This is a genomic window from Neobacillus sp. WH10 (genome assembly GCF_030123405.1).
Lineage (GTDB): Bacteria > Bacillota > Bacilli > Bacillales > Cytobacillaceae > Neobacillus.
In genome coordinates this window covers 1,784,040-1,809,023 of record NZ_CP126110.1, presented here as the reverse complement: position 1 = coordinate 1,809,023, position 24,984 = coordinate 1,784,040, and the positions used below count along the sequence as shown (strand labels likewise).

The 24,984-nt window shown below is 36.6% G+C and carries 26 protein-coding genes; 8 read left to right on the top strand and 18 right to left on the bottom strand.

The features are described from left to right. The first annotated feature begins 304 nt into the window (after nt 1-304). The 3 genes from QNH20_RS08525 to QNH20_RS08515 all read left to right on the top strand — a co-directional run bounded on the left by QNH20_RS08525 (nt 305) and on the right by QNH20_RS08515 (nt 2,546). A complete protein-coding gene (locus QNH20_RS08525; RefSeq protein WP_283922461.1) occupies nt 305-787 on the top strand; it encodes a YkyB family protein in 483 nt (160 codons plus the stop codon). A 217-nt stretch (nt 788-1,004) separates the two neighbouring features. Further along, nucleotides 1,005-1,205 (top strand): hypothetical protein, encoded by a 201-nt coding sequence (locus QNH20_RS08520; RefSeq protein ID WP_283922460.1) that lies wholly within the window; start codon nt 1,005-1,007, stop codon nt 1,203-1,205. Nucleotides 1,206-1,391: 186 nt separating this feature from the next. Beyond that, entirely contained in the window at nt 1,392-2,546 is a 1,155-nt protein-coding gene (locus tag QNH20_RS08515; RefSeq protein WP_283922459.1) for an aminotransferase A, read from the top strand. 51 nt (nt 2,547-2,597) lie between these two features. On the opposite strand, the gene QNH20_RS08510 is transcribed toward QNH20_RS08515, so the two are convergent. The 12 genes from QNH20_RS08510 to QNH20_RS08455 form a co-directional block, all read right to left on the bottom strand. Continuing rightward, nucleotides 2,598-2,777, bottom strand: coding sequence for a hypothetical protein (locus QNH20_RS08510; protein ID WP_283922458.1), 180 nt, complete (start codon nt 2,775-2,777; stop codon nt 2,598-2,600). A gap of 85 nt (nt 2,778-2,862) precedes the next feature. Continuing rightward, on the bottom strand, nt 2,863-3,741 hold the full coding sequence (locus tag QNH20_RS08505) for an NAD(P)-dependent oxidoreductase (protein ID WP_283922457.1): 879 nt from the start codon (nt 3,739-3,741) through the stop codon (nt 2,863-2,865). 166 nt (nt 3,742-3,907) lie between these two features. After that, a complete protein-coding gene (locus QNH20_RS08500) occupies nt 3,908-4,381 on the bottom strand; it encodes a hypothetical protein (RefSeq protein WP_283922456.1) in 474 nt (157 codons plus the stop codon). An 85-nt stretch (nt 4,382-4,466) separates the two neighbouring features. Continuing rightward, nucleotides 4,467-5,252 carry an SDR family oxidoreductase gene (locus QNH20_RS08495; protein WP_283922455.1) on the bottom strand — a complete coding sequence of 262 codons (786 nt, stop codon included), beginning with the start codon at nt 5,250-5,252 and terminating at the stop codon, nt 4,467-4,469. A gap of 120 nt (nt 5,253-5,372) precedes the next feature. After that, nucleotides 5,373-7,091, bottom strand: coding sequence for a phosphoenolpyruvate--protein phosphotransferase (gene ptsP, locus QNH20_RS08490; protein WP_283922454.1), 1,719 nt, complete (start codon nt 7,089-7,091; stop codon nt 5,373-5,375). Next, nucleotides 7,091-7,357, bottom strand: coding sequence for a phosphocarrier protein HPr (locus tag QNH20_RS08485; protein WP_283922453.1), 267 nt, complete (start codon nt 7,355-7,357; stop codon nt 7,091-7,093). The genes ptsP and QNH20_RS08485 overlap by 1 nt, the downstream gene beginning before the upstream one ends. A 285-nt stretch (nt 7,358-7,642) precedes the next feature. Beyond that, the gene (locus QNH20_RS08480) at nt 7,643-9,307 is read right to left on the bottom strand and encodes a glycerol-3-phosphate dehydrogenase/oxidase (RefSeq protein WP_283923374.1); all 1,665 of its coding nucleotides are present in this window, start codon (nt 9,305-9,307) and stop codon (nt 7,643-7,645) included. 121 nt (nt 9,308-9,428) lie between these two features. Continuing rightward, nucleotides 9,429-10,919, bottom strand: coding sequence for a glycerol kinase GlpK (glpK, locus tag QNH20_RS08475; RefSeq protein ID WP_283922452.1), 1,491 nt, complete (start codon nt 10,917-10,919; stop codon nt 9,429-9,431). Between the two features lie 73 nt (nt 10,920-10,992). Beyond that, nucleotides 10,993-12,216: a hypothetical protein gene (locus tag QNH20_RS08470; RefSeq protein ID WP_283922451.1), complete on the bottom strand. Its 1,224-nt coding sequence runs from the start codon at nt 12,214-12,216 to the stop codon at nt 10,993-10,995. Continuing rightward, nucleotides 12,213-13,409 carry a DUF58 domain-containing protein gene (locus QNH20_RS08465; protein WP_283922450.1) on the bottom strand — a complete coding sequence of 399 codons (1,197 nt, stop codon included), beginning with the start codon at nt 13,407-13,409 and terminating at the stop codon, nt 12,213-12,215. Before QNH20_RS08465 ends, QNH20_RS08470 begins: the two co-directional genes overlap by 4 nt. Further along, entirely contained in the window at nt 13,406-14,356 is a 951-nt protein-coding gene (locus QNH20_RS08460; RefSeq protein ID WP_283922449.1) for an AAA family ATPase, read from the bottom strand. The genes QNH20_RS08465 and QNH20_RS08460 overlap by 4 nt, the downstream gene beginning before the upstream one ends. A gap of 155 nt (nt 14,357-14,511) precedes the next feature. Continuing rightward, nucleotides 14,512-14,706 (bottom strand): hypothetical protein, encoded by a 195-nt coding sequence (locus QNH20_RS08455; protein ID WP_283922448.1) that lies wholly within the window; start codon nt 14,704-14,706, stop codon nt 14,512-14,514. Between the two features lie 248 nt (nt 14,707-14,954). Here QNH20_RS08455 and QNH20_RS08450 point away from each other — a divergent pair, with 248 nt between their 5' ends. Beyond that, entirely contained in the window at nt 14,955-15,143 is a 189-nt protein-coding gene (locus QNH20_RS08450) for a YkvS family protein (RefSeq protein ID WP_283922447.1), read from the top strand. A 52-nt stretch (nt 15,144-15,195) separates the two neighbouring features. Here QNH20_RS08450 and QNH20_RS08445 read toward each other — a convergent pair whose 3' ends face one another. Next, nucleotides 15,196-15,315, bottom strand: a complete 120-nt coding sequence (locus QNH20_RS08445; protein WP_283922446.1) for a DUF6254 family protein — start codon at nt 15,313-15,315, stop codon at nt 15,196-15,198. A 145-nt stretch (nt 15,316-15,460) separates the two neighbouring features. Here QNH20_RS08445 and QNH20_RS08440 point away from each other — a divergent pair, with 145 nt between their 5' ends. Next, nucleotides 15,461-16,072 (top strand): CPBP family intramembrane glutamic endopeptidase, encoded by a 612-nt coding sequence (locus tag QNH20_RS08440; RefSeq protein ID WP_283922445.1) that lies wholly within the window; start codon nt 15,461-15,463, stop codon nt 16,070-16,072. 37 nt (nt 16,073-16,109) lie between these two features. Here the strand turns inward: QNH20_RS08440 and QNH20_RS08435 are convergent, their stop codons facing one another. The 3 genes from QNH20_RS08435 to QNH20_RS08425 form a co-directional block, all read right to left on the bottom strand. After that, nucleotides 16,110-17,153 (bottom strand): YkvI family membrane protein, encoded by a 1,044-nt coding sequence (locus QNH20_RS08435; protein ID WP_283922444.1) that lies wholly within the window; start codon nt 17,151-17,153, stop codon nt 16,110-16,112. A 243-nt stretch (nt 17,154-17,396) separates the two neighbouring features. After that, nucleotides 17,397-19,091: a M3 family oligoendopeptidase gene (locus QNH20_RS08430; RefSeq protein WP_283922443.1), complete on the bottom strand. Its 1,695-nt coding sequence runs from the start codon at nt 19,089-19,091 to the stop codon at nt 17,397-17,399. A gap of 187 nt (nt 19,092-19,278) precedes the next feature. After that, nucleotides 19,279-19,719, bottom strand: a complete 441-nt coding sequence (locus QNH20_RS08425; protein ID WP_283922442.1) for a MarR family winged helix-turn-helix transcriptional regulator — start codon at nt 19,717-19,719, stop codon at nt 19,279-19,281. Between the two features lie 205 nt (nt 19,720-19,924). Here QNH20_RS08425 and QNH20_RS08420 point away from each other — a divergent pair, with 205 nt between their 5' ends. Further along, entirely contained in the window at nt 19,925-21,424 is a 1,500-nt protein-coding gene (locus QNH20_RS08420) for an ATP-binding protein (protein ID WP_283922441.1), read from the top strand. A gap of 24 nt (nt 21,425-21,448) precedes the next feature. On the opposite strand, the gene QNH20_RS08415 is transcribed toward QNH20_RS08420, so the two are convergent. Then, nucleotides 21,449-22,438, bottom strand: a complete 990-nt coding sequence (locus QNH20_RS08415) for a phosphotransferase enzyme family protein (protein ID WP_283922440.1) — start codon at nt 22,436-22,438, stop codon at nt 21,449-21,451. A gap of 139 nt (nt 22,439-22,577) precedes the next feature. Here QNH20_RS08415 and QNH20_RS08410 point away from each other — a divergent pair, with 139 nt between their 5' ends. Continuing rightward, nucleotides 22,578-23,816 carry an MFS transporter gene (locus QNH20_RS08410; RefSeq protein WP_283922439.1) on the top strand — a complete coding sequence of 413 codons (1,239 nt, stop codon included), beginning with the start codon at nt 22,578-22,580 and terminating at the stop codon, nt 23,814-23,816. A 21-nt stretch (nt 23,817-23,837) separates the two neighbouring features. On the opposite strand, the gene QNH20_RS08405 is transcribed toward QNH20_RS08410, so the two are convergent. Continuing rightward, nucleotides 23,838-24,362: a hemerythrin domain-containing protein gene (locus QNH20_RS08405; RefSeq protein WP_283922438.1), complete on the bottom strand. Its 525-nt coding sequence runs from the start codon at nt 24,360-24,362 to the stop codon at nt 23,838-23,840. Between the two features lie 221 nt (nt 24,363-24,583). Between QNH20_RS08405 and QNH20_RS08400 the strand changes: the two genes are divergently transcribed. After that, complete coding sequence (locus QNH20_RS08400; protein WP_283922437.1) at nt 24,584-24,931, top strand: hypothetical protein; 348 nt, start codon at nt 24,584-24,586, stop codon at nt 24,929-24,931. The last annotated feature ends 53 nt before the right edge of the window (nt 24,932-24,984 follow it).

Genomic DNA, 24,984 nt, shown 5'->3' with positions numbered 1-24,984 from the left:
TTATCCAATAAATGATAAGGATTTTATTTATTAAGTTTCTGTGAAAAAGTTCTGATTTTTTAAAATAATGTTTTTACATTCTAAAAGTTCTATTTTACAATGAAATTAACTGGAAGAAAATAATTAATAGAAAATAATGATTATTTCACTAAAATGGTTTCAGTCCATTCATACTATAGAATTACAATTCTACTCCGTATTTCATTGAATTGAATGAAGAAATGAAAAAAAGCCTATGCTTTATTTCTATTTTACTGGAAACAAGGTATAATGTAGATGTTTTAAAAGAATGAAAGGAGAACATATGTTGAATCACGATCCGAAACATCCCCAAAAAAATTTAGGTCTAACCATTGAAAACCTCGCACAAGCTGTCTTTATCGTGAATCGCCATGCAAAAACAGCACTAAACCCCAAATTTTTGTACAAATTGAAACAAGAGTCACTTAAAAAATTGATTAATGAAGGCAAGGCAAGAAAAGTAGGTCTCCATTTTTCCGAACATCCGCGAAATAGCCAACAGCAATCCGATGTGCTCGTCGAATGTGGAAGATATACATTTCATATTCCTCCAACCAAATCTGATTTTCATGATCTTCCCCATCTTGGCAAATTAGATGGAAGCGTCAGAAATCCAAAGGCTGTACTTTCACTTACTATAGCAAAAGCGTTGTTGCAATCCTATACGGGAATCTCTGAGTTTGAGAATCCACCATCGAATCCTCAAAAAAAACAACGAACATACCAAAAACCGATTTTCAAGAAATTAGGCGAACGTTACTCATAAATGTAATGGAAAAAGTCAGGAAAAATGTGTCCTGGCTTTTCTTCTTTTTCAACAATCAATCATATTATTCGGATGTCTTATTTTCGCAACATCTTCTTGAGAAATTTGTGAACACTATCACAATTGAATAGACGTTTCCTTCATTCCGAATTACAATACATTCATAAGGTGTAGAAAATAAATACACAGCAATAAACTTTAGAAGAGGTGTATTTGCATGAAAGGAACTGCAATTCTTTTTCAAGAGCAGAAAATCACGTTTATAGAAGATGTTGACCATTCCTTTTACAAAGAAATCAAAGAGCAATGTGGTTGTGATCATTGCAGCTGCAAGCTTGATGAAAAAATTGTTAAATTTGACTCAGTCTCACCTGTTTTCTGGCACGAAGATGAAGTTGACTGGGATTATGGTTATTAATATTACTCTTTAATTTGATATATACCCCCCTTACCCCTAAAAAAACGGTCTTGAGTTAAAACTCAGGTCGTTTTTTTATTTCTCCTAAATAGCCTTTCTCAAAAAAGTAGAATCTTTTGCTGATTATAGTCTATAATCAAAATATTCTAGAATGCCGAATGATCCTAGGCGAAAGGATGAACAATATTGGAGCATTTAATTAATCAAAAAGTAAAAACTATCGAAATCTCCGGAATAAGAAAATTTTTTAATATGGTAGCACATATGGATGACCTTATTTCTTTTACTATTGGTCAGCCAGATTTCCCAACCCCTGAGCATGTGAAAAATGCTGGCATTACTGCGATTGATAATGACTTTACTTCCTATACTCATAATGCAGGTACCATTGAATTAAGAAAAGCAGCATGTGATTTTGTCGCAAAAAAATATGGTTTGGACTATACTCCTGAAACAGAAGTAATTGTGACTATGGGGGCAAGTGAAGCAATTGATATTGCTTTTCGAACGATTTTGGCAGAAGGTTTAGAAGTTATATTACCAGGTCCTATTTATCCTGGCTATGAACCGATTATTCACATGATGGGTGCTGTTCCAGTACATGTAGATATTCGTGAAAATCAATTTCGCTTTACATTAGAAATGATCAAACCATATATTACAGACAAAACTCGCTGCATTGTCTTGCCGTATCCGTCAAATCCGACTGGCGTAAGCCTCTCTAAAGAAGAGTTGAAGGAAATAGCTGAATTTTTAAAGGATAAGGATATTTTTATTCTTGCAGACGAAATTTACAGTGAACTCACCTTTGATCAAAAGCATGCTTCGATTGCGAGCTTTTTAAAAGAAAAGACAATAGTAATAAATGGACTCTCCAAATCCCACTCGATGACAGGCTGGAGAATAGGCTTTTTATTTGCTCCCGAAAACATCACAAAGCATATATTAAAGGTTCACCAATATAATGTATCTTGTGCAAATTCTATTGCACAGAAAGCAGCTTATGAAGCCTTAACCGTAGGATTTGATGACGCACTTGCAATGAAAAAGGAGTATATAAAAAGGAGAGATTATGTTTATAAGCGTTTAACCTCAATGGGCTTTTACGTTGTGAAGCCTGATGGTGCATTTTATTTCTTTGTAAAAATACCTACATCCATCCCTCTTAATAGCTTTGACTTTGCACTTAAGCTTGTAACTGAAACAAAAGTAGCCGTTGTTCCAGGCAGTGCATTTTCCGAATATGGTGAAGGATATTTTCGACTTTCTTTCGCTTGTTCGATGGAGACATTGGAGATAGGCCTAAATAGATTGGAGCATTATTTAAAAAGATGGTCATAGATTAAACAGGTAACCCTCACCATTTAAAGTGAGGGTTACCTGTTCCTATGTTTATTGTCCTTTATATTTACCGTTATTTTTAGGAGCCTTTTCTTTTTTTGCTTTGTCTTTATGAATTTGGTTTGTGGCTGCTGACCCCATTTCATGGGCAAATTCTTCATTTAAAACGGCAGAGTCAAAACCCTTTTTGTTCTTTTGCTTTGCATCGTTCTTTTTCGTCCGTTTAGCCAAAAAAATTCCTCCTATCAAGATTTTTCTATCATAGTTTCTTGAATTAGGAGGAAATTATGCTTACCAGATTGTGGCCATAATTAGGTTAGTTTTTCCAATACTTATAAAGGGCTTGGGTACCGCTATTTTCTTCACCTTTTTCAGCCAATTTATCATATAAGGATTTCGCAAGCGACAATCCAGGCACATCCATTTTCATTCGCTCTGCCTCATTAATCGCGATTTTCATATCCTTAATAAAATGCTTAATATAAAATCCAGGCTCAAAATTACCATTTAGCATTCTTGGAGCAAGATTTGATAATGACCAGCTGCCGGCTGCCCCAGCCGATATACTTTTTAAGACATGCTCAGGATTTAGTCCTGCCTTTTCAGCATAAATGATGGCTTCACAGACACCAATCATATTCGAGGCTATGGCTATTTGATTGCACATTTTTGTATGCTGACCCGCTCCTGGCTTCCCTTGGTAAACAATATTTGTTCCAAGATATTGAAGTAGCGGATGAACCGCTTCAAAGGCTTCCTCGTCTCCGCCCACCATGATCGAGAGCGTCGCTTCCCTTGCCCCTACATCTCCGCCTGAAACGGGAGCATCGATTGCATTGATCCCTTTCTTTTTCGCTTCGTCGTAGATTTTTACAGCTAGGGAGGGTGCAGAGGTAGTCATATCAATAAGATAACTTCCAGGTTTACCGTGTTGAACTAATCCGGTCTCACCTAAAAACACTTCCTCAACATCTGTTGGATAGCCGACCATAGTGAAAATGACTTTTGCTTTTTCTGCGACTTTTTTTGGTGAATCAGCCCACATTGCTCCGCTTTCCAATAAGTCATTTGCCTTCTCTTTTGTTCTTGAATATACAACCAATGAGTAACCAGCATGTAATAAATGCCTTGCCATGCTTTTGCCCATTACACCTGTTCCAATAAAACCAATAACCGTATTTTCTGGAGTAAGCAATCTAATCCTTCCCCTCATTTAAATATTCTTTTATTTTAGCACTTCAACTTATTTTTGGGGAATAAAAAAAGACCGTAACGCCCCAGATCGTCCGGTCTTTCGTGCTCCATCTCCAAATTTATGCACATTCTAATGATGTCCCTTAATGTTAAAAAATAAACTATTTTTATAACTCTGAAGAAAAATTTGTAAGAAACGTACGTCCAAAAACTTCTTCGTCGTTAAATACTTCAATTGACACAGCCTGGTCCCTCTCGATCATATTCTTTAGCTCTTGAATATGTAAATCTTTTTGTAAGGGAAGCGGGTCCATAAATATATATTTTTCACTTTTTCCTTTAACCTCTAAATAATCACCATTTAGTACTTGATCCTCACCATAGATTATTTCCCTTTTGCCGATAGCAGAGGCCAATTTGTCATCGTGGATCGTGACTTTCACCTTATATAATTGGTGCGCTTCTAATATTTCATTGTTAATCCGAAAACGAAATTGGAGTTCATTATTTTTTGTTAGCAAGGCATCCGCATAGCGGTTTACGATTAACTCATTTGAAAATAGAGTTCCACATCCGTTTAAAAATGATGAACTAAACACCACTAGGATTATGACAATGACCATTTGTAAATTCCTTCGCATTCATAACACTCCCTTATACAATTACCATAGCCAAAATACATTGGTAATAAACGTTAAGAAAGGTTAATTAAGGAGAAAAAAATTTTTAAATAGATTTTATCATACCACCGTCGACAAGGAAGGAGCTGCCAGTCATATATGAATTCGCATCTGAAAGCAAAAATGCTGCAACATTAGCAAACTCCTCTGGTTTTCCATATCTTTTTAGTGGAATCCCTGATTTAGATTGTATCTCGATCGTTTCCCTGTCAACACCCAGTTTATTTGCTTTCACTTGATCTAAGTGCTTTACACGATCTGTTGCAATGCGTCCTGGGGCAATGGTATTAATCAAGATATTATAAGGTGCAAGCTCTGAAGCAAGCGTTTTTGAAAGTCCAATAATTCCAGTCCGATATGTATTGGAAAGAATTAATCCTGGAATTGGCTCCTTTATTGAAGAAGAGGCGATATTTAGAATCTTTCCTCCATTTTGTTTTAGGTAAGGCAAAGACTCCCTAATCAGCCGAACGTAAGATAATAGATTTAACTCAAATGAGGCTTGCCAGTCTTCATCCGTCAATTCTTCAAATGAAGCAGCCGGCGGTCCCCCAGCGTTATTGACAAGTAATTGGATACTGCCAAAAGTTTCTGCTGTAACAACTACTAGCTTTTTAATGTCATTGGCATTGGTTATATCAGCTTTTTGATAGGCTACTTTTCCAGAACCAATTGATTCAAGTACGCAGGCTTTTTGTTTCAGCTTCTCCTCTTCCCGGCCGGAAATCATTACATTTGCTCCCTCTTTCACCAGCCGTTCAGCAATTGCAAACCCTAATCCCTGGCTAGAAGCAACAACTATCGCTGACTTTCCACATAGGTTCAATTCCATATTTTGACCACTCCTTATTTTTTCATAAATTTCTATTTTATAAGATCTATCAGGAAATACTTGGCAACCCGATCAATTCATATAGAATAAGACCGACACATTTGCCGGTCTTATTCTATATTAATTTTTAATTGTTGCAGAATTAACTGCTTCAATAACCTGAGCAGTAGTTTGCATATTTAATACTTCTTGTGCAAGCTTCTCCATATCGGACCTTTTCAAATTCTTGATTTGTGAGCGAGCTTTTAAAATGGATGTCGCACTCATCGAGAATTCATCAAGACCAAGGCCCAGAAGAACTGGAATAGCCGTTTCATCTCCGGCCATTTCTCCGCACATTCCTGCCCATTTACCTTCCGCATGTGCTGCGTCAATAACCATTTTTACAAGTCTTAATATAGAAGGGCTATACGGTTGATACAAATATGATACTTGTTGGTTCATCCGGTCTGCTGCCATCGTATATTGAATCAAATCATTCGTACCAATGCTGAAGAAATCTACTTCTTTAGCGAATTGGTCAGCTAAAATTGCCGTAGACGGAATTTCCACCATGATCCCAAGTTCAATTTTGTCAGCTACTGTTTGACCTTCAGAAAGAAGCTTTTCTTTCTCTTCTTCAAGAATAGCTTTAGCAGCACGAAACTCGTCCAAAGTAGCAATCATCGGGAACATGATTTTTAAATTTCCAAAGTTACTTGCACGTAAAAGCGCGCGAAGCTGTGTTCGGAAAATCCCTTGTTCTTCTAAACATAAACGAATTGCCCGGAAACCTAGAAATGGATTCATTTCTTTTGGTAAATCCAAATATGGCAGCTCTTTATCGCCGCCAATATCCAAGGTACGAACAACAACAGGCTTTCCTTCCATTCTTTCAAGTACTGCTTTATATGATTCAAACTGTTCTTCCTCACTTGGAAGCTGATCTCTTCCCATATAAAGGAACTCAGTTCGATATAAACCTACACCTTCACCGCCATTTTCAATAACACCTTTTAAATCATTAGGAGTACCGATATTGGCAGCTAACTCTACGTGATGTCCATCATTTGAAATGGTCGGTTCATTCACAAGTTTTGCCCACTCTGCTTTTTGAATTTCATAATCTTCATGGACTTTACGATACTCTTTAACGAGTTCAGGTGTTGGGTTAATATGAACTTCCCCTTTTAGGCCATCGACAATGACAAGGTCCCCGTTCGTAATTTCCTCTGTTGCCGTCTTTGTTCCAACAACAGCTGGAATTTCCATTGAACGGGCCATAATCGCTGAATGTGAGGTGCGTCCGCCAATATTTGTGGTAAATCCTTTAACAAAATTGCGGTTCAATTGTGCAGTGTCTGAAGGAGTTAAATCCTCAGCAACAATGATCACTTCTTCAGCAATCATACTTGGGTTGGGTAATTCAACGCCTAACAAATGTGCTAGAACACGTTTTGTGACATCGCGTATATCTGCAGCACGTTCTTTCATATACTCATTATCCATTTGTTCAAACATCATAATGAACATATCTGCTGTTTCTTTAAGCGCAAACTCGGCATTGACGTTTTCAGATTGAATTTTATTCTCGATTGGTGCATTTAGTTCAGGGTCACTAAGGACCAAAAGATGTGCTTCGAAAATAGCTGCTTTATCAGCGCCAAGGTCTATTTTAGCCTTATCACGAATAGCTTCAAGTTCGGATATTGATTTCTCCATCGCCTTCTTGAAACGCTCAACTTCATAAGCAGAATCTTCAATGGTTTTCTTTTCAAACGATAAATCAGGTTCAACAAGACGATAAGCCTTCGCGATAGCAATTCCATTTGATGCTGCTATTCCCTTTAAAAACGTCATTATTCAGCCAAACCTTCTTTTTTCATTGTTTCTTCTAGTGCATTAAGTGCATCAGCAGCATCGTTGCCTTCTGCAGAAATTTTAATATCAGCACCTTGGCCTACACCTAGAGACATAACACCCATAATAGATTTTAAATTCACGGTTTTACCCTTATATTCTAAATTAATTTCAGAATCAAATCTGCTAGCTGTTTGAACTAATAAAGTTGCTGGTCTTGCATGAATTCCTGTTTCTGCGATTACTTTAAATTGCTTTTCTGCCATGCTAAATCAAACTCCTTTAATAATAAAATATAAAATAAACTTGCTTTATTAAAAATAAACATTTCTCGTCATTTAGTCAACTAAATCAATACTCAAATAAAGATAACAAATCAATTCTATTCAGTTTATTATCCCCCAAAAAGGGCCCAAACATGTAATGAATTTCAATGGTGTTTTCTCTTATTCAAGTGCTAGGATAACATTTTCACCTCTATCAAACAACGAAAAAACTGTTAAAATGGCTTTGTTCACAAAAGTGTCGAAAACAGTCGATTTTCGTCATTCTTATTTATCGACAGGGGTTACAGCTGATGTTAAGGCATCTTCTAAAGATTGCGTATATTTTTTCTTATCTTGATCCGTCCAAATTAGCTTATCATTCATATAGTCAATGACTTGTTTCTTCCATTTTTTCACTAAGTCAATATTAAACAAAATGTCCCCTGTCCTCCGATAGAAGAAATCAATCGGTGTCGCAACCATCTCCTCTTCAATCCCATAAACAAGTTTTGCAAATAAAAAGAGAGGTAAACCGTATTTTCCTGCATCAGATTGGTTCAGTTTTAACAGGTTGAAAACCAAATCAACGTTTGATCCGTATATATTTGTTAATTGCTCCGCCTCTTCGCGAGTTAGATTGGACTCTAATCCCTTTGCTATCTTAGACTCTACAAAGGTACTAAAATTCTTCGAGCCGCCAACATGCCCCCCTGATATTGGCATAAGTTTGGTTTGGCAAGCAGGAAAATCCTTTCCTTCTTCAAATTGAAATTTTTCACCTAACAAATCGACAATCGTTTCCGCCATTTTTCGATAACCCGTTAATTTACCACCCGCGATTGTAATCAAACCGGAATTGGATTCCCAAATTTCATCTTTTCGAGAAATATCTGACGGTTCTTTCCCATCCTCGTAAATAAGCGGTCTTACTCCCGCCCAGCTGGATTCGATATCTTGTTCGCTGATTTCCACTTCAGGGAACATATAATGAATGGCGTTAATAATATAACTGCGGTCACTTTCAGTCATATTTGGATTAACTGCATCTTGACTATAAAATGTATCTGTCGTACCAACATATACTTTACCATTGCGCGGGATGGCAAACACCATCCGGCCATCTGGTGTATCAAAATAAATGGATTGTTTAAGTGGAAATCGGGTCTGATCAATGACAAGATGGACTCCTTTAGAGAGCTGCAATGTTTTTCCGTTTTTGGAATGGTCCATTTCACGAATCGAATCAACCCAAGGGCCGGATGCATTAATAACTTTTTTTGCATACACCGAATAGGTTTCTCCAGTCAATTGATCTTTTACTAGAACACCAATAACTTTTCCGTTTTCGTAGATGAGCTCCATGACCTTTGCATAATTACACGCAACCGCACCTTTTTCAACTGCTGCTTTTATCACTTCCATCGTCAGCCGGGCATCATCCGTTCGGTATTCCACGTAATACCCTCCACCTATTAATCCGGCCTTTTTTATAAGCGGTTCCTTTGATAAGGTTTCTGCAGCTGTTAGCATGGTTCTGCGTTCTGATTTTTTTACACCAGCTAAAAAGTCATAAACCCTTAAGCCAATTGATGTGCTAAACTTGCCAAAAGTTCCCCCTTTATAAATTGGAAGCAGCATCCATTCGGGTGCTGTCACATGGGGGCCGTTTTCATAAACGATGACACGTTCTTTACCCACTTCAGCAACCAATTTCACTTTATATTGTTTTAAGTACCGTAGTCCACCGTGGACTAATTTCGTTGATCTGCTTGATGTTCCGGCTGCAAAATCCTGCATTTCAATAAGTGCAGTTTTCATCCCTCTTGAAGCAGCATCAAAAGCAATCCCTGCACCGGTGATTCCCCCTCCAATAACCAGAACATCATATTGGCCACTTTTAAGTTTTTTCCCTATATCATCCCGATTTAAGTTAGAAAATTTCAAATTGATTCCCTCCACACGGTTAGCTATAGTATTCAATATGCATGAATTAAAAAAACGGAAATAAAAAGACCACAAAAGACAATACCAAATTTAAGGATCTTTTGTGGTTCACTTTTCATCAAATGTTCTATTTAAATGCCATTGCAGCCTTCACTGCCTTTTTCCATCCATCATATAAATCATATCGATTTTCTTCCGTCATTTTCGGGGTAAACTTCCTATCAATTGCCCATTGCTTTGAAATCTCCGCTTGACTTTCCCAGAAGCCAACCGCCAGCCCTGCTAAATAGGCAGCACCTAGAGCAGTAGTTTCATTGACTATTGGTCTTTCAACTGGAACATTTAGGATATCACTTTGAAAATCCATTAAGAAGTTATTTTTGACAGCACCGCCATCGACACGAAGCGTTTTAAGTTCTATTCCAGCATCAGCTTCCATTGCTGATAAAACATCTTTTGTTTGATATGCCAGTGATTCAAGTGTAGCTCGGACAAAATGTTCTTTTGATGTACCGCGTGTTAGTCCAAACACAGCTCCTCTGACATCGCTATCCCAGTAAGGTGTCCCCAACCCAACAAATGCTGGAACAACATAAACACCATCAGTAGAGTTAACCTTTGCCGCATAACCATCACTATCCTTCGCATTCTTTAACATTCTTAATCCGTCACGAAGCCATTGTATCGCAGATCCAGCCACAAAAATACTGCCCTCAAGCGCATATTCTACCTTTCCGTTTATTCCCCAAGCAATGGTTGTTAATAAACCATGCTGAGAACGTACTGCCTTTTCTCCAGTATTCATTAACATAAAGCAGCCAGTTCCATAAGTGTTTTTAGCCATACCTTTTTCAAAACATGCCTGGCCGAATAAGGCTGCTTGCTGATCACCAGCTATACCTGCGATCGGAACTCCTTTACCAAAGAAATGATAATCGACTGTGTTTGCATAAATCTCAGAGGATTGACAAACCTCTGGCAGCATGGATTTAGGAATGTCCAATATTTCTAATAATTCATCATCCCATTTAAGCTCATAAATATTATACATTAACGTTCTAGAAGCATTTGAATAATCTGTTACATGTGTTCGTCCGCCGGAAAGCTTCCAGATTAACCACGTATCAATCGTACCAAACAACAATTTTCCTTGACTTGCCTTTTCTCGTGCACCTTCTACATGGTCTAGAATCCATTTGACCTTTGTACCTGAGAAATAGGCGTCAATTAGTAAACCAGTTTTCTTATGGAATAAGTTATTATGGCCTTTTTCTTTTAATGCATCACAGATTTCACTTGTTTGTCGTGATTGCCATACTATTGCATTGTAAACAGGTTCACCTGTTTCTTTATCCCAAACCACGGTTGTTTCCCGTTGATTAGTAATTCCAATTCCAGCGATTTCTTCAGGTTTTATGCCTGATTCGGATAAAACGCCGGCAATAACAGATAGAATCGAACCCCAAATTTCATTAGCGTTATGCTCAACCCAGCCTGGCTTTGGAAAATGCTGTGTAAATTCTTTTTGGGATGTGTGAACGATTTCTCCACTTTTATTAAAGAGAATTGCTCTCGAGCTTGTTGTACCTTGATCTAAAGACAAAATATATTTTACCATGCCAATCTTCCCCCTATATATAATTTAATTTTAGCTGAATTTCTGGAAGCTTAGGCGCTTTCACAATTTAAATTTATGAATTTTTCTTCTTTTCCAATATACTTTTACGAATATTTTTTAATTGCTGCTTTAACTGGGGAATTTCTCTTTTTAATAGGATTTGTTCATCATATAATGAGGTACCACCGCCATACCGGACCTTTTCATAGATGGCAATCAATTCATTCGAACCTAATAATCCAACCCTTTTCCACCATTCTCCAAGTGTTTCAAATGGAAGACGCCCTAATTTTTGTTTTTGAGCATATTTTTCTAATTCGAATATTTCCCTTCTAATTATATCTTCCGGTGGCTTAAACCTCCAGCGAGATAGAGTTGATTGCACAGCTCCAAACACACCTTCGGAAACAGTAATTACTGACGAAGAATCAATAGTGAAAGTCTGCGGCTTTAATTTCTTTTTATAAAACAAGTAAAAGATAAAAATAACTGCACCCAGGATAAGCAGGATATACGGGATACTTTCTGTATTCTCATATGATGGAGCCTGGTATTTATCTGCTTTATCCAGCAGACCTCTGCCTCCTATGAGGTTTTCTTTCCGTCCATCATTCCCAACCAGACTAAAAAGATATTGCAGGATGCTAAAGAGAGGTTCTGCAAGCCTTGTAAATAGGAACACGATGAATTGTAAGATAGTAAAAAAAATGAATTGAATATATTTTAGTAGAATAATAAAAGCGACACCAATCACTGTAATAACTCCCATAATTTTCAAAAAATATATAGCAAACTTTGATTTATCTTTTTTGATCAAATTCCATTTTCTAAAATATCCGCTGATAAGCACAATTACTAGTTGTGAAATAAGCAGATAGATCATTTCACTTTGATATGGGTAGCCGCTCATTGCTGAATAAATGATAGCGATTAAGCCAATAAAAAAAGACAACAGCAATAAGAGGCTTTCAGAATGGTAAGATACATCATTAAACAAGGTAATCCCCCGCCAAAAAACTATCAATCCCAGTCCCAGTCCCATAAAAAGTGATAATTCAGTCTGTTGCCAGATCACTAACAATAGAGGGAATACCGTAATAAAATAAAACCCTTTTCCCTTATTATGAAATTTTTCAAGAAGCAAGGAGAAAAGGATGATGCTGCCGATACACAATGCACCCAATAAAAAAATTGGAGGCAGCTGATTTTTATTAATATAGAATAAGAATATAATAAGAAAACCTAAGATTATCTCCAATGTAAAGTGGTAGGTAACGGCCGCCACACGATTCATCATATCAGCACCCTTCTTTCAGGATGAATAACCAATTCACTAAGAAGACCATGCCCCTCTTCAATTTTTAGTTGAAACAAGGTGGTACCATATTTTGATAGGTTCAAAAGTATTCGATTTGTATCTTCCGTCCTAATTCCAGCATGTATTAAAAAGGATTGATATTCTAAATGCCTGCTGTAGAAAGAAAGCATGCATTCATATGGTACACTCGTATTTTGGGTACTAATAGATGCAAGGGTTTCCAAAACCTTTTGCATATGCTCTTTCCCTTCTCCTTTTGGGAGATAAAGAAATGGAGTGCTTCCCGCGGTTCGAACATTAATGCACAATGAATAAGGAATTTGCTTATGATATGCATAATAAGCAATCTCAGTAATACTGCTAAGCAGTTCTTCAAGATTACCTGTTATCGAATGACCATCTGAGACGTTTAATGCAATAATCCAACCCTTTTCAGAAATTTTTTCATAGATTTTCGTTTGCAATCTTTGTTTTCTTGCACTAGCTTTCCAATGAATTCGGTTAAAGCTATCTGACGGAACATAGTCCCTGGTTCCTAAATGCCCAAGCCGATCATCATAAACGGAAAAGGGGACAACATTTACTCCTTGATGAACGGTCATTTGTTCCTTTAATCCTTTTACAGGAATAGGCACAGGATAGACAACCGCTTGTTGTTTTAGAAAGTATTTAGATTCCAAGACCGTTTCCCCAAATCCAACCAGACTTGGAATATGAAATTCTAGCTTTCGAATTTTGGCAATTCCCCTTCTTTTTGCCGAAAAAGAAATCATTATTTTTTTTGTTTGTTTTGTGTAGATGGAAAATGGAATAGAGATTTCATTCATCAAAAGACTAGATTCAAATTTCTCATTGTCAGGAGCCACATAATGATCAAAATAAACTTTTAGCTCACCTTTTAAAATGGGGTCACCATCGTTTCGAAACGTCAATGTCCATTGACCTTTATCGTTCACAAAATATCGTTGTTTTTCACTATTATTATCAAAAAACAGCCGATCTCCAGCCCGTTTTAAATAAAGATGATTACAAATAACGACAAAAAGAAAAAAGACGCCTAGAAACAATACTAATTCCGACTGTATGTAAAGGCTTACAATTATAAGTATAATTGCAAAACCAGTTATGCCTTGAATCTTTCTGTCTTCAATCGAATATTTATTCCAATTCATTCATTTTCACCCGCTTCTACTGGCACAGGAATGGAATCAAGGATTTCGCTAATTATGTTTTCTGATGTTTTTGTTAATGACCCTTCAAAAGAAAGAACAATTCTGTGACTGAGAACATATGGGGCAACTGCTTTTACATCATCTGGAGTTACATATGTACGGTTATTCAAAATGGCTTTTCCTTGTGAAGCTTTCATAAGCGTTATTGTTCCACGTGGACTGACACCAAGTTCAATGCTATTATGCTCTCGTGTCTTTCTTACAATGGTTAAAAGGTAATTCTCAATATCTGCAGAAATATGAATATCATTTACAGTTGTCTGTAATTGGACAATTTCTGAAATGGAAAGCACTTGAGCAATGGTTTTGATTATTAAATCCCCACGATGAATTTGCATGATTCTTCTTTCATCCTCATATATGGGATAACCGACTTTTATTTTTATGAAAAATCGATCCATTTGCGCAATCGGCAATGAAAATGTTCCTTGCTGTGATTCTACAGGATTTTGAGTTGCAATCACCATAAAAGGTTCTTCTAACGGGACGGTAACACCATCAATTGTTACCTGCCTTTCTTCCATCACCTCCAATAAACTTGACTGGGTTCTGGGTGTAGCCCGATTAATTTCATCCGCTAAGACAATGTTTTCCATAATCGGCCCGGGTCGCAGTTCAAATTCTTGAATCTTTGGATTAAAAAACTGAATACCTGTTACATCACTTGGAAGAACATCAGGCGTAAACTGGATACGGGAAAATCCTCCCCCGATGGCGTTCGCAAAACTTTTTGCTAACATCGTTTTTCCAGTCCCAGGAACACTTTCAAGCAAAATATGGCCATTAAATAACAATGAGATTGCCATTAATTCCACTTCCATATCTTTTCCGATAATCACTTTACCTATCTCCTGCTTTAATTTATCCATTTTTTCGGTAAATATCATAAACTCATCCCCTAAGACGTGATCTACATTTTTATAGCCTATTTTATTTTACCAAATTTTTAAATTTTTCCAAATTATTATCATTTTAACAAAAAAGAGGATATCCCAAAAGGAAAAGGTCATTCCCTTTTGAGACATCCTCTTTCTTAGTTTCATTAGCTTCTAGGTTCTTTAAGATATTGATATAATACATCACCACCGCGCTGGCCAATGCCACGGAAATGCTTGAAATCGTTACGTTTTACTAAAACCTTCCGGAATTCCATAAAATCATCATTCTTTACGTAGTATTCCGAAAGTTCTCCTGTCATCAAACGATTTAATATGTCGGTAACCATATCTTCCTTCATACAATTGCACCACCTTTTCCATAATATATTTTATCTTATCAGCCAATAATTAAGTCAACTTTTCTTATTGCTCATTCTCTATTTTAGATAATGCTTTTCTATTCAACTGCTCCTTCGCTATATAATAAAAAATTTGTAATTATTAACCAAAATATAACGCAAAAGCCTTTACGAATTTATAAAAGTAGTGCAAACTGTTATTTAACTGGTTTTTATTAATAGTTTTTAAGGCAAAGGAGAGAGACTAATTGAAAAAAGCAGAAGTAGGAAATATCATAGAATTCCGTGGTGGCCTGCAAGGGATCGTTGAAAAGGTAAATGAAAATTCTGTAATAGTCGACCTAACATACATGGATAATTACCGTGATTTAGAATTAGATCAGCGGACAGTTGTTAACCATAAAAACTATAAAGTGATAAAAGAAAGCGCTTATTAATGTAATAGTTTAAAAGAAAAGGCAGTCATTGGCTGCCTTTTCTTTTATAAAGTTATTTTCCCTGATCAGTTTCTTTTGATAACTGCTTTAATGATTTTACATTACCATGTGGATTTTGATCCTGCTTTCTGACTGTCCATTCCCGCTCTTGTTGACTCTTCGACTTACTCATGATTTTCACTCCCTTCTCAATTATTTTTTTCATCTTTTAAGATTCTTATAATCAGAAATGGTTAAAATGTTTAATGAAATCATTTCCTTTTCTAGCTCATTTTTGTTAAAGTATATTTTATTGATTCCTAAAGGGGCAAGACAAGATGAAAAAAAACATTCTAAACATTCGCCTAATTGCTTGTTTGATTATTGCTCACTCACTGATATTTTTTTCATTCCATGATAAAACAATATTTTGGTATATCTTTACTGGATCGGTGCTCGTGTTAATAGCATTGGCCATGTTCCAAGGGGATGTAGATGATGAGGTATCCTTTATCCAATACATTTTCCTAGGCGTCCTGACCGGATTATTGTTATATTTTGTTTTTTGGTTAGGATTTCAAGCAATCCAAGTTCTCCATCTTCCTTTTGAGAAAACCATAAAACAAATGTACCGCTGGTATGCACCACACGTTTTTTGGCAGTACATTGCTCTTATTCTGGTTGCCGCACCTGGAGAAGAACTTTTCTGGCGGGGATTTATTCAAAAAAATTTATTGAAGTACTTAAATCCAATATGGGGCATTTTATCAGCAGCGATACTTTACGCCTCAGTCAATATTTATTCTGGCTCGATTTTGCTGGTCTTCTCGGCCTTTTTTTCAGGACTCGTCTGGGGCTTCCTTTATTTTTGGAAAAAAAGTATGCCGCTTGTGATTGTTTCTCATATCATCTTTGATATCATGATTTTTATTATCCTGCCGTTTAAATAACAAAAGCAGCTGAAGTGATCAGCTGCTTTTACTATTATTACTTACTAGGTGAAAATGGTTTCATCCATAATAAAATAAAAAAGGACATGCAAATATATCCGAATAGAGGATATAAGTAGGATAGCAGCGTACTATAATTCACTAGACTAATGAGGTAGGACACAGCAAAAATAACCGTAACTGATAAAATCGTTGGAACAGGGACATATTGCTGTAGCTGCCTATCGAGTCCGAAGACATTTCCAATCACAGAAGTGAATATCTCCCCATAAATCACAAGTACAAAAATCCAGTAAAAAAACGGTGCTAAGTTTTTCATAATAATTGCCATTGGGATATCATACAATTCCAGGTTAGGCAGCATGATCAAAGTAAAATGGCTGCCAATTAAAATTAGTGTTAAAGCAAGTCCTCCAAGAATTCCTCCCCATTTAATTGTCCAGTCATCCTTAACCTCTGTGGCTACGGGCACCAGAACTGCCTGTGCTAATCCTAAATTTAATGCGGCATATGAAAATGGAGCAATCACACTTTTCCAGCCATCTGTTGCATGTGGAATAAACAAAAAGCGATCTAAAAAATGCGGCATTCTAAGTGATAAAAACATCAATATTAAACTAAATGTAATCATTAATGGAACAACAAAAGTATTTACAGCAAAAAGTCCTTTTGTGCCAACAAGCATTACCAGATAGGAAAGGAATATGGTTATAAAAACACCTAGATTTTTTGGCAGCCCGAGCTGTTCTTCAAAAACTGCCCCAGCCCCGGCTAGCATTACTGCACTAACTCCCAGAAGCATAAATAGCATAAAAATATTTATTATACTGCCTGCCCATTTTCCAAATAGGTGCTCGTTAAATTCTTGATAGGATTTTGCCTCAATTTGAGCGGCCATTCGCATTAACTTTGACCCAATCATGATAAAAAGATAACCGCTCATTAATATACTAATAAAGCCAAAGAAACCAAATCGTGAAAAAAATTCAACGATTTCTTTTCCAGTGGCGAATCCCGCTCCAACTACTGTGCCTACGTAGACTGCCGCAATTTGAAAAGCTTGAGTCCAATTCTTCTTCACACCATCTCCTCCTTATCATCAATATATGACCAAAGGGACAAACAAAGACGAGCTTTTTTCCGTAATTGCTAACCATCACTATAAAGAAAACTCGCCGATTGGCGAGCCCCTTAGGGTTAAGACAGAGGCGTAGTTGCACTTATGCGTTAGGAAAGTATAAATTTGAAAAATTTATACTTTCCTGGTGCTATTAGCTAAAAAAAGCGAAGCCGCAATTATTAAGCGACTTCGCTTTTTTTATTGTTAAAGTTTTTGATCGTCTACAGAATTTAACCAGCTCTCAATAACACCAACTACGGATTCGACACAGCCATCCTCAAATGGAGAAATTAAATTTGCCGCGCGGACTAGCTTAGTGAATGACATGCTGCCGCCAAGTTTACAAAGCTTGACATAATCAGCCCAAGCCTCCTCTTGGTTCTCTCTTGAACGTTTCCAGAATTGGAATGCACAAATCTGTGCAAGTGTATAATCAATATAATAAAACGGTGAATTAAAAATATGACCTTGCCGCTGCCAGAATCCGCCATTTTCTAAATACTCATTGCCATCATAATCTTTATGCGGTAAATATTTTTTCTCAATTTCACGCCATTGAAGTTTCCGCTCTTTTGGTGATGCCTCAGGATTTTCGTAAACCCAATGCTGGAATTCGTCAACAGAAACCCCATACGGCAAGAATAATAAGGCATCACTTAGGTGTGAGAATTTATATTTATCCGTATCTTCTTTGAAGAACAAATCCATCCAAGGCCAAGTAAAGAATTCCATACTCATAGAGTGAATTTCACATGCCTCGTATGTTGGCCAGTTATATTCTGGAATCTCGTATTGACGGCTGGAATATACTTGGAACGCATGACCTGCCTCATGTGTAAGAACATCGATATCGCCTGATGTTCCATTGAAATTAGAAAAAATAAATGGCGCTTTATAATTCTCAATAAAGGTACAGTAACCGCCGCCTGCTTTTCCTTTTTTTGCAACAAGATCCATTAGATTGTTATCCTGCATAAAGCGGAAAAACGTACCCGTTTCTACAGATAGTTCTTCGTACATATTTTGGCCATTTTCGATAATCCATTCTGGACTTCCCTTAGGTGTAGCATTTCCACTCTGAAATTTGAATCCTTCATCATAATACTTTAATTTATCGAGCCCGATTCTTTCCTGTTGACGTCCTTTTAATTTAGTGGCAATTGGCACGATAAAATTCTTAACCTGCGCACGGAAATTCGCCACCATATCAGCGTTGTAATCCGTTCTCATCATTCGATAATAACCAAGCTCCACAAAGTTTTTATACCCAAGCTTCTGTGCAATCTCAGTTCTTACTTTTACAAGATCGTCATAAATGCGGTCGAGTTCCACCTCTTGATCTGCTAAGAAGCCAAATTTTGCCTCATTTGCCCGCTTTCTCATTTCCCGGTCAGTTGATTCCGTAAACGGCTCTAATTGGGCAAGCGTTCTTTCTTCCCCTTCAAAATCAATTTTAGCTGAGGCAAGCAGCTTCGTATATTCCGTCGATAAACGATTTTCCTTTTGCAGTAAAGGAACAATCTCAGGCTTAAATGTTTTTAGCTGACCTTCGGCAAGAGCGAATAGCTGCGGTCCCCACTTTTCTTCGAGTTGATTGCGAAATTTTGAATTAATAAGGGCTTGGTAATACTTAGTCACCAACCCTTCAACTTCAGGCTGGATTTCATCCATAAAATCTTGTTCTTGCTTATAAAACTCATCGTTCGTATTGATTGAATGGCGAATATAGCAGAGATTGAACATGGTACCAAGATCATTTCTAAGATGATTAATCTCATTCATTGCCTCGCTCTGCTCCTCAACAGTGGCGGCGTTATTAAAGTGTTGAAGCGCTGTATTAAATTTTTGGGTTACTTCCTCTAAATTTGGACGTACGTATGAAAAATTTTCAAAGCTCATGAAAACATCCCCCTATTTCAATTTTCCAACTATATTTATTCGACACTATTTTATACAATTCCTTCAATATAAAGAAAACTCGCCGATTGGCGAGCACGTTAGGGTGAAGACAGAGGCGCAGTTGCACTTATGCCTGATAGGAAAGTTATACTTTCCTAACGGCAAAAAAATACGGCCAATGGCCGTATTAAAATTTACCTGCAGGCAACCCTAACTTTTTCAGCAAGTTAATCGCTTCCGTTTTCTCTTGATCAGTTAGACTCGACATGAGCGTATCAATTAGTTTTGCATGTTCAGGAAAAATGTCCTGAATAAACTTTTTCCCTTCGTCTGTAATTTGAGCATATGTCACCCTTCGATCTTTTGGGCAGGCTAATCTTTGCAGCATTCCTTTTTGTTCAAGTTTATCAACAACATAAGTAATACTGCCACTGGCAAGCAAAATTTTTCCGCCGATTTGCTGCATCGGCTGGTCGCCTTTATGATAGAGAAGCTCTAACACAGCAAATTCTGTTGGATTTAAACCATTTGCCTGAATGACTTTATTTACATGCTCATTGATCGCTTTATACGCTCTTGAAAGGACAATAAATAGCTTTAATGATTTAGTTACTGAATCATTTTCCATAAAAAACTCATCCTTTTATGTTTTTAATATAATGTAACCTGTACAGAATACACACCTTAAAATTATCTCGATTTCAAAATTATTATAAAAAACTTTTCAATTCCTGTCAATTTCCTATTATACATCAGGAATATTTCGGTAAACAAACGAAACTTCTGATATAATTATAACGTTTATTATTTTTAGAGTAATTCGGGGTACTTTCATGAAAATTCAAAAAAGTAAGTTTTATATCTATTTTATTGTTGTCGTACTGCCTGTATTTATTTTAGGTTCATACTTTTATTATCGTATTTTAAAAGAAAATGATATTGAAAGAAAAAAAGATGCACTCTGGGTTGCCTCCATTTATCAAAAGAACTGGGATCAATTCATTAGTGAAACGAAGACTAGCTTAAAAATTCTTTCAATAACTGCAAAAAACGACTTGGATTTTCCAGAAAAAATGGAACCATTATTAATGGAGGTAAACCAAAACGATCCTCGATACGGGGGACTTTACTTACTTGATAATAATGGCTATTTGTTAACAGGTTCAGTTCCTTTACGAAATGATACCGATTTTACCAAACTATCATTTATTCAGGAAGTCATCAAAACAAAAGATACCATTATTTCTGATCACGAGGAAATTCTTAAAGACAACCAAAGAATTATTGGACTTGCTACACCTGTTCTCGATGAAAATCGTGAATTAAAGGCCATTCTCATTGCAGATTTGCGAATTGATTATATGAGGAACCTGATGAGGGTTCTTACACCTGAAACCAAGCTAATTGTTGCGAATGGAGGTAAGCATCCTATCCTTGAAATGAATGTAACTAACAATGAAGAGTGGGATAATACCAATTGGGTTACTTCACAAATGGATCGTATTCCATGGAGTATAAAAGTAAAGATTGCAGAACGGGATTATAAAGAAATTGGTAAATCATGGGGGAAGTCATTATTTATCATCCTAGTTATCACACATATCCTTTACTTACTAATTGAATATTTCTTATTAAGAAATTTTACGTATAAAGAAAGAAAGCAAAATGAACTACAGAAGCTCGAATTAGTAGGCACTTTAGCTGCAAGTACAGCACATGAGATTCGAAACCCTTTGACCGGTGTAAAAGGATTAATACAGCTCCTAAGTGAAAAGTATACGGATCCAAAGGATCGCTATTATTTCGATATTATTAACTCTGAGCTGAAACGTATTAATGAAATCGTCAGTGAGTTTTTAATCCTGGGTAAACCGACTGCACAAATGAGAGATAACATTAATATAGCTGAAACACTTCAAGAATTGAAACCACTAATCATGTCAGAGGGAAATTCGCATAATGCAGAATGTATCTGGCAGCTTCCTAATGAACCAGTTATCGTTAAGTGTGTAAAGGACGAAATGAAACAAGTGATCTTAAATATTACAAAAAATGCATTTGAATCATTCGAAAACCCGGGAACGATAGAAATTACGCTACACCCACATGAAAATAATTTTTGTAAGCTTGAAATTAGTGACAATGGTAAAGGGATACCGAAAGATGATTTAGAAAAAATATTTCGCCCTTTCTATACATCGAAAGATACTGGAACAGGTCTAGGTCTGGTCATTTGTAAGCGAATCATTCACTCATTTGGCGGCAGCATCGAAATAGATAGCAAAGAAAAGATTGGAACCACCGTTACCATTTTATTGCCAATTAGCAAATAAAACGAGACCTAACCTGGTCTCGTTTTATTTCACCTTCACAATCGCTTCTTTTTGAATGATCCTTCTTCGAATATTATTTAAAATCAGATTCAATCTCTCGTTTCTGTCTTCGGGTGCGATTTTTTTATGAAACACTGAGAAAAGCGTAATGTCTCTTAGCTTTAGAAAAAGTGGCAAATGCTCTTGCCAGTACTCTGGCAAGGTATTGCATTCTTCATAGCCCTTACAAAAATGTATAAGGAAATGATGGGCAAACTCGTTCTTCTCATCCTCACTCGCACTTTCTAATCCATAGAAAATAGAATAGTACAAAGGAATGGCTATATCGGATGCAAACCAATGATAGCTGCAATCATCGAAGTCAAATACATTGACAAACTCTCCATCATAAAAAAAGTTCCCCGAATGGATATCCGAATGGATCAGGCCAAAATTATCACGGTTTTGCGGAAGCTCCATTAATTCCTTCATTAATTCACCCTTACGTTGAATAATCTCCGGCTCATTAGGAAAATATTGTTCAACTTCAAGTAGCTCCTCCTCGTGCCAAAATGGACGCAATTTCTCTCCTTCTTTCGGTTGATAATCCTTTGTAACCGCATGCATTTCCCCAATCGCTTTTCCCCAAGAATGGAACAATTGGGCATTGAATTGATCAGAGTTAACTTTTACAGGCATACCTTTTACCTTTGAATAGAGGCAGGCGTAAAAAAAAGATCCATCAGAAGCCTCCATACCTTCGATTAATTGTCCCCTTGAAGATTTGAAGATCTTCGGACAATTCACACCGTTTTGATACAAATAATTCATCCAATCAAGCTCTGCTTTAATTTCATCCTTATTTCGATGGGAACTATGTGTAATTCTTAAGACCATGGGCTTTGCTCCACGGTAAACCTCGAAGACGTAATTCTCAAAATCTCCCAGTTTTTTAACGTTTGCGCCTACTTGAAAGCATTCTAAAAATCCATTTAAGATCTCTTTGCTAAAGATAACTTCAACTGATTTTTCCATATTTCCCCTCCTTATTTTCGTCTATTTTTTTCTATTATAATTTAAATGTTTCGAAAACAGAAATAAATATTTCTTATTTTAGCCATTCAGTAGTAAGATAAGATAGAAAAATATTAAGTTTAAAAAGAGAAGGGATACTATGAGTCAACAAGCAGTTTTACCCGCAAAGGTTCCAAAAGCCTCTGAATCAACTATGTATAAAATCCTTTTAATCATCGGGCTTTGTCATTTATTGAATGATGCCATTCAAGCTGTCGTACCAGCTATGTTTCCTATTTTAGAAAAGTCAATGGGCTTAAGCTTTACCCAACTTGGAATCATTGCATTTTCATTAAATATGGTCTCATCGGTTATGCAGCCTGTAGTAGGGATGTTAACTGACAAAAAGCCAATGCCCTATGCCCTGCCAATTGGACTCACGTTTACATTATTCGGCATCCTCGGATTGGGGTTTGCTTCAAGTTTTGCGATGATTGTCTTATCTGTCCTTTTTATCGGCCTCGGCTCGGCGGTTTTTCATCCCGAAGGTTCGAGGGTGGCTTATATGGCGGCAGGAGATAGAAGAGGGCTTGCGCAATCCATTTATCAGGTGGGCGGAAATACTGGTCAAGCGTTAGCCCCAGTCATTACCGCATTGATATTGGTTCCACTCGGACAGATTGGCGCATCCTGGTTTACAATTGTTGCCGCACTTGCTGTCATATTGCTAGTTTATATCGCCAAATGGTATAAACAGAGATTAATAACTTTACCAATTTCACATAAGAAAAAGACGATTAGTGCTAGTAGGAAGGGAGGTTTATCCAAAGAAGTTAAAAAGACATTGGCGTTGATTTTATTACTAATCTTTGCTAGAACGTGGTATTCCTCTGGCATTACCAATTTCTACACATTTTATGCGATTAAGGAATATGCCCTTACGATTAAAGAATCTCAAATCTTTTTATTCGCATTTTTAGTTTCCGGGGCCATTGGCACTTTCTTTGGAGGGCCGCTATCAGATAGATTTGGAAAGAAAAATATTATTTCCTTTTCCATGTTAGCAACCGTTCCTTTTTCTATTCTTATTCCTTATGTTCCGCCAACCATGGCCTTTATCTTCCTAATTCTGGCTGGGTTTATTTTAATGACAAGTTTTTCCGTTACCGTTGTCTATGCACAAGAATTAGTTCCGGGGAAAATTGGCACGATGTCTGGTTTGACTGTTGGCCTTGCGTTCGGAATGGGGGCAATTGGTTCAGTAAGTTTAGGATATATTGCAGACTTGATTGGATTACAGTCGATGATTACATGGCTTGGAGTACTGCCATTGATGGGTTTAATCGCATTCTTGCTTCCATCTGATCAAAAGATTTGGGAATGGAATCAAAAAAATTAAAGGATGGGCTTAAGCCCATCCTTACTTAATTTCCTGGATTTTTTGATATAAGTCCGCCTTTTCTTTATCAGTAAGCATTCTTTCTGCCATTGGGAATAACACGTTTTCTTCTTTAGAGAAATGTTCTGTTAATATAAAGTAAGCGTTTTGAACTAATTCTGCTAATTTTTTCTTTTCATCAGTTGATGACTTGCCAGCTTCTACCTTAGTTAGAAAGGTGCCGATATTTGATTTTGCTTGATCGTGTTCATATTCCATCACCGCAATCGGTCCTGAAGTTGTGCCAATATAGGCACCCATCATTGGAAAAAGAACACCCTCCTCCCTTTCTGAATGCGGGTCTAGTGCTGCCTTAAATTCTTTTACTTTTGTGATTAATTCTTCAAAATTATGATCTATATCTGATTCTTGTTCAATTTGCTTCGTTAATTCGAATAATTCTTCTAATTGTGCTAATAACGGAGGATGTTCACTTTTTAATTGTTTCAGCCCTTCGCTTAATTCAGCTTGGGGGATACCTCCAAAACCACTCATGCAGCCGCTCATTTACATTCACTCCTATTATTTTTAATTTCCTCAAGTATAAAATTATCCAATATTTAATGTAGTGATTTAGGTCACGTATATACAAAATTGTTGAAAGCTTACATGTTTTTGTCGATTTTATGAAAATGCTTTAAATTTTTGAAAAATTTTAACATTTATCACTCAAAAAGATTTAAAAATTTCATATAATATAGATAAACCATATAAGGGAGGACAAAACCATGAAAACCCCAAATTATCATGACTTTTATCCAATGGAAGTAATACCAATTGGTTTAAATGACTTAATGGTACTTAAAGAATCTGACGCTTACAACCCTAGTTTACCACCTACTCATTGGCTTATTGCTGTAGAAGGAATACAACTCCCGCAGCCAAAGATTTACTATCACTGGAAAGTGAGTGTGTATCCTGCTGAAAGTGAAGGCGATTTTAATTGGAAGAAGCCTTTTTATTGTTCACCAAATATGAAATTAATGGATGATGCAATCGCACTTGCTATATCATTAGCTGAATTAGGAAATAAGGATGAACTTTCCTCAGCAGCCATATTAGAAAAAATAAGCTAAACCCCAAAATACTTACCACTTGCTTCACCTTCTTTTTATCCTCACTTGTGAAA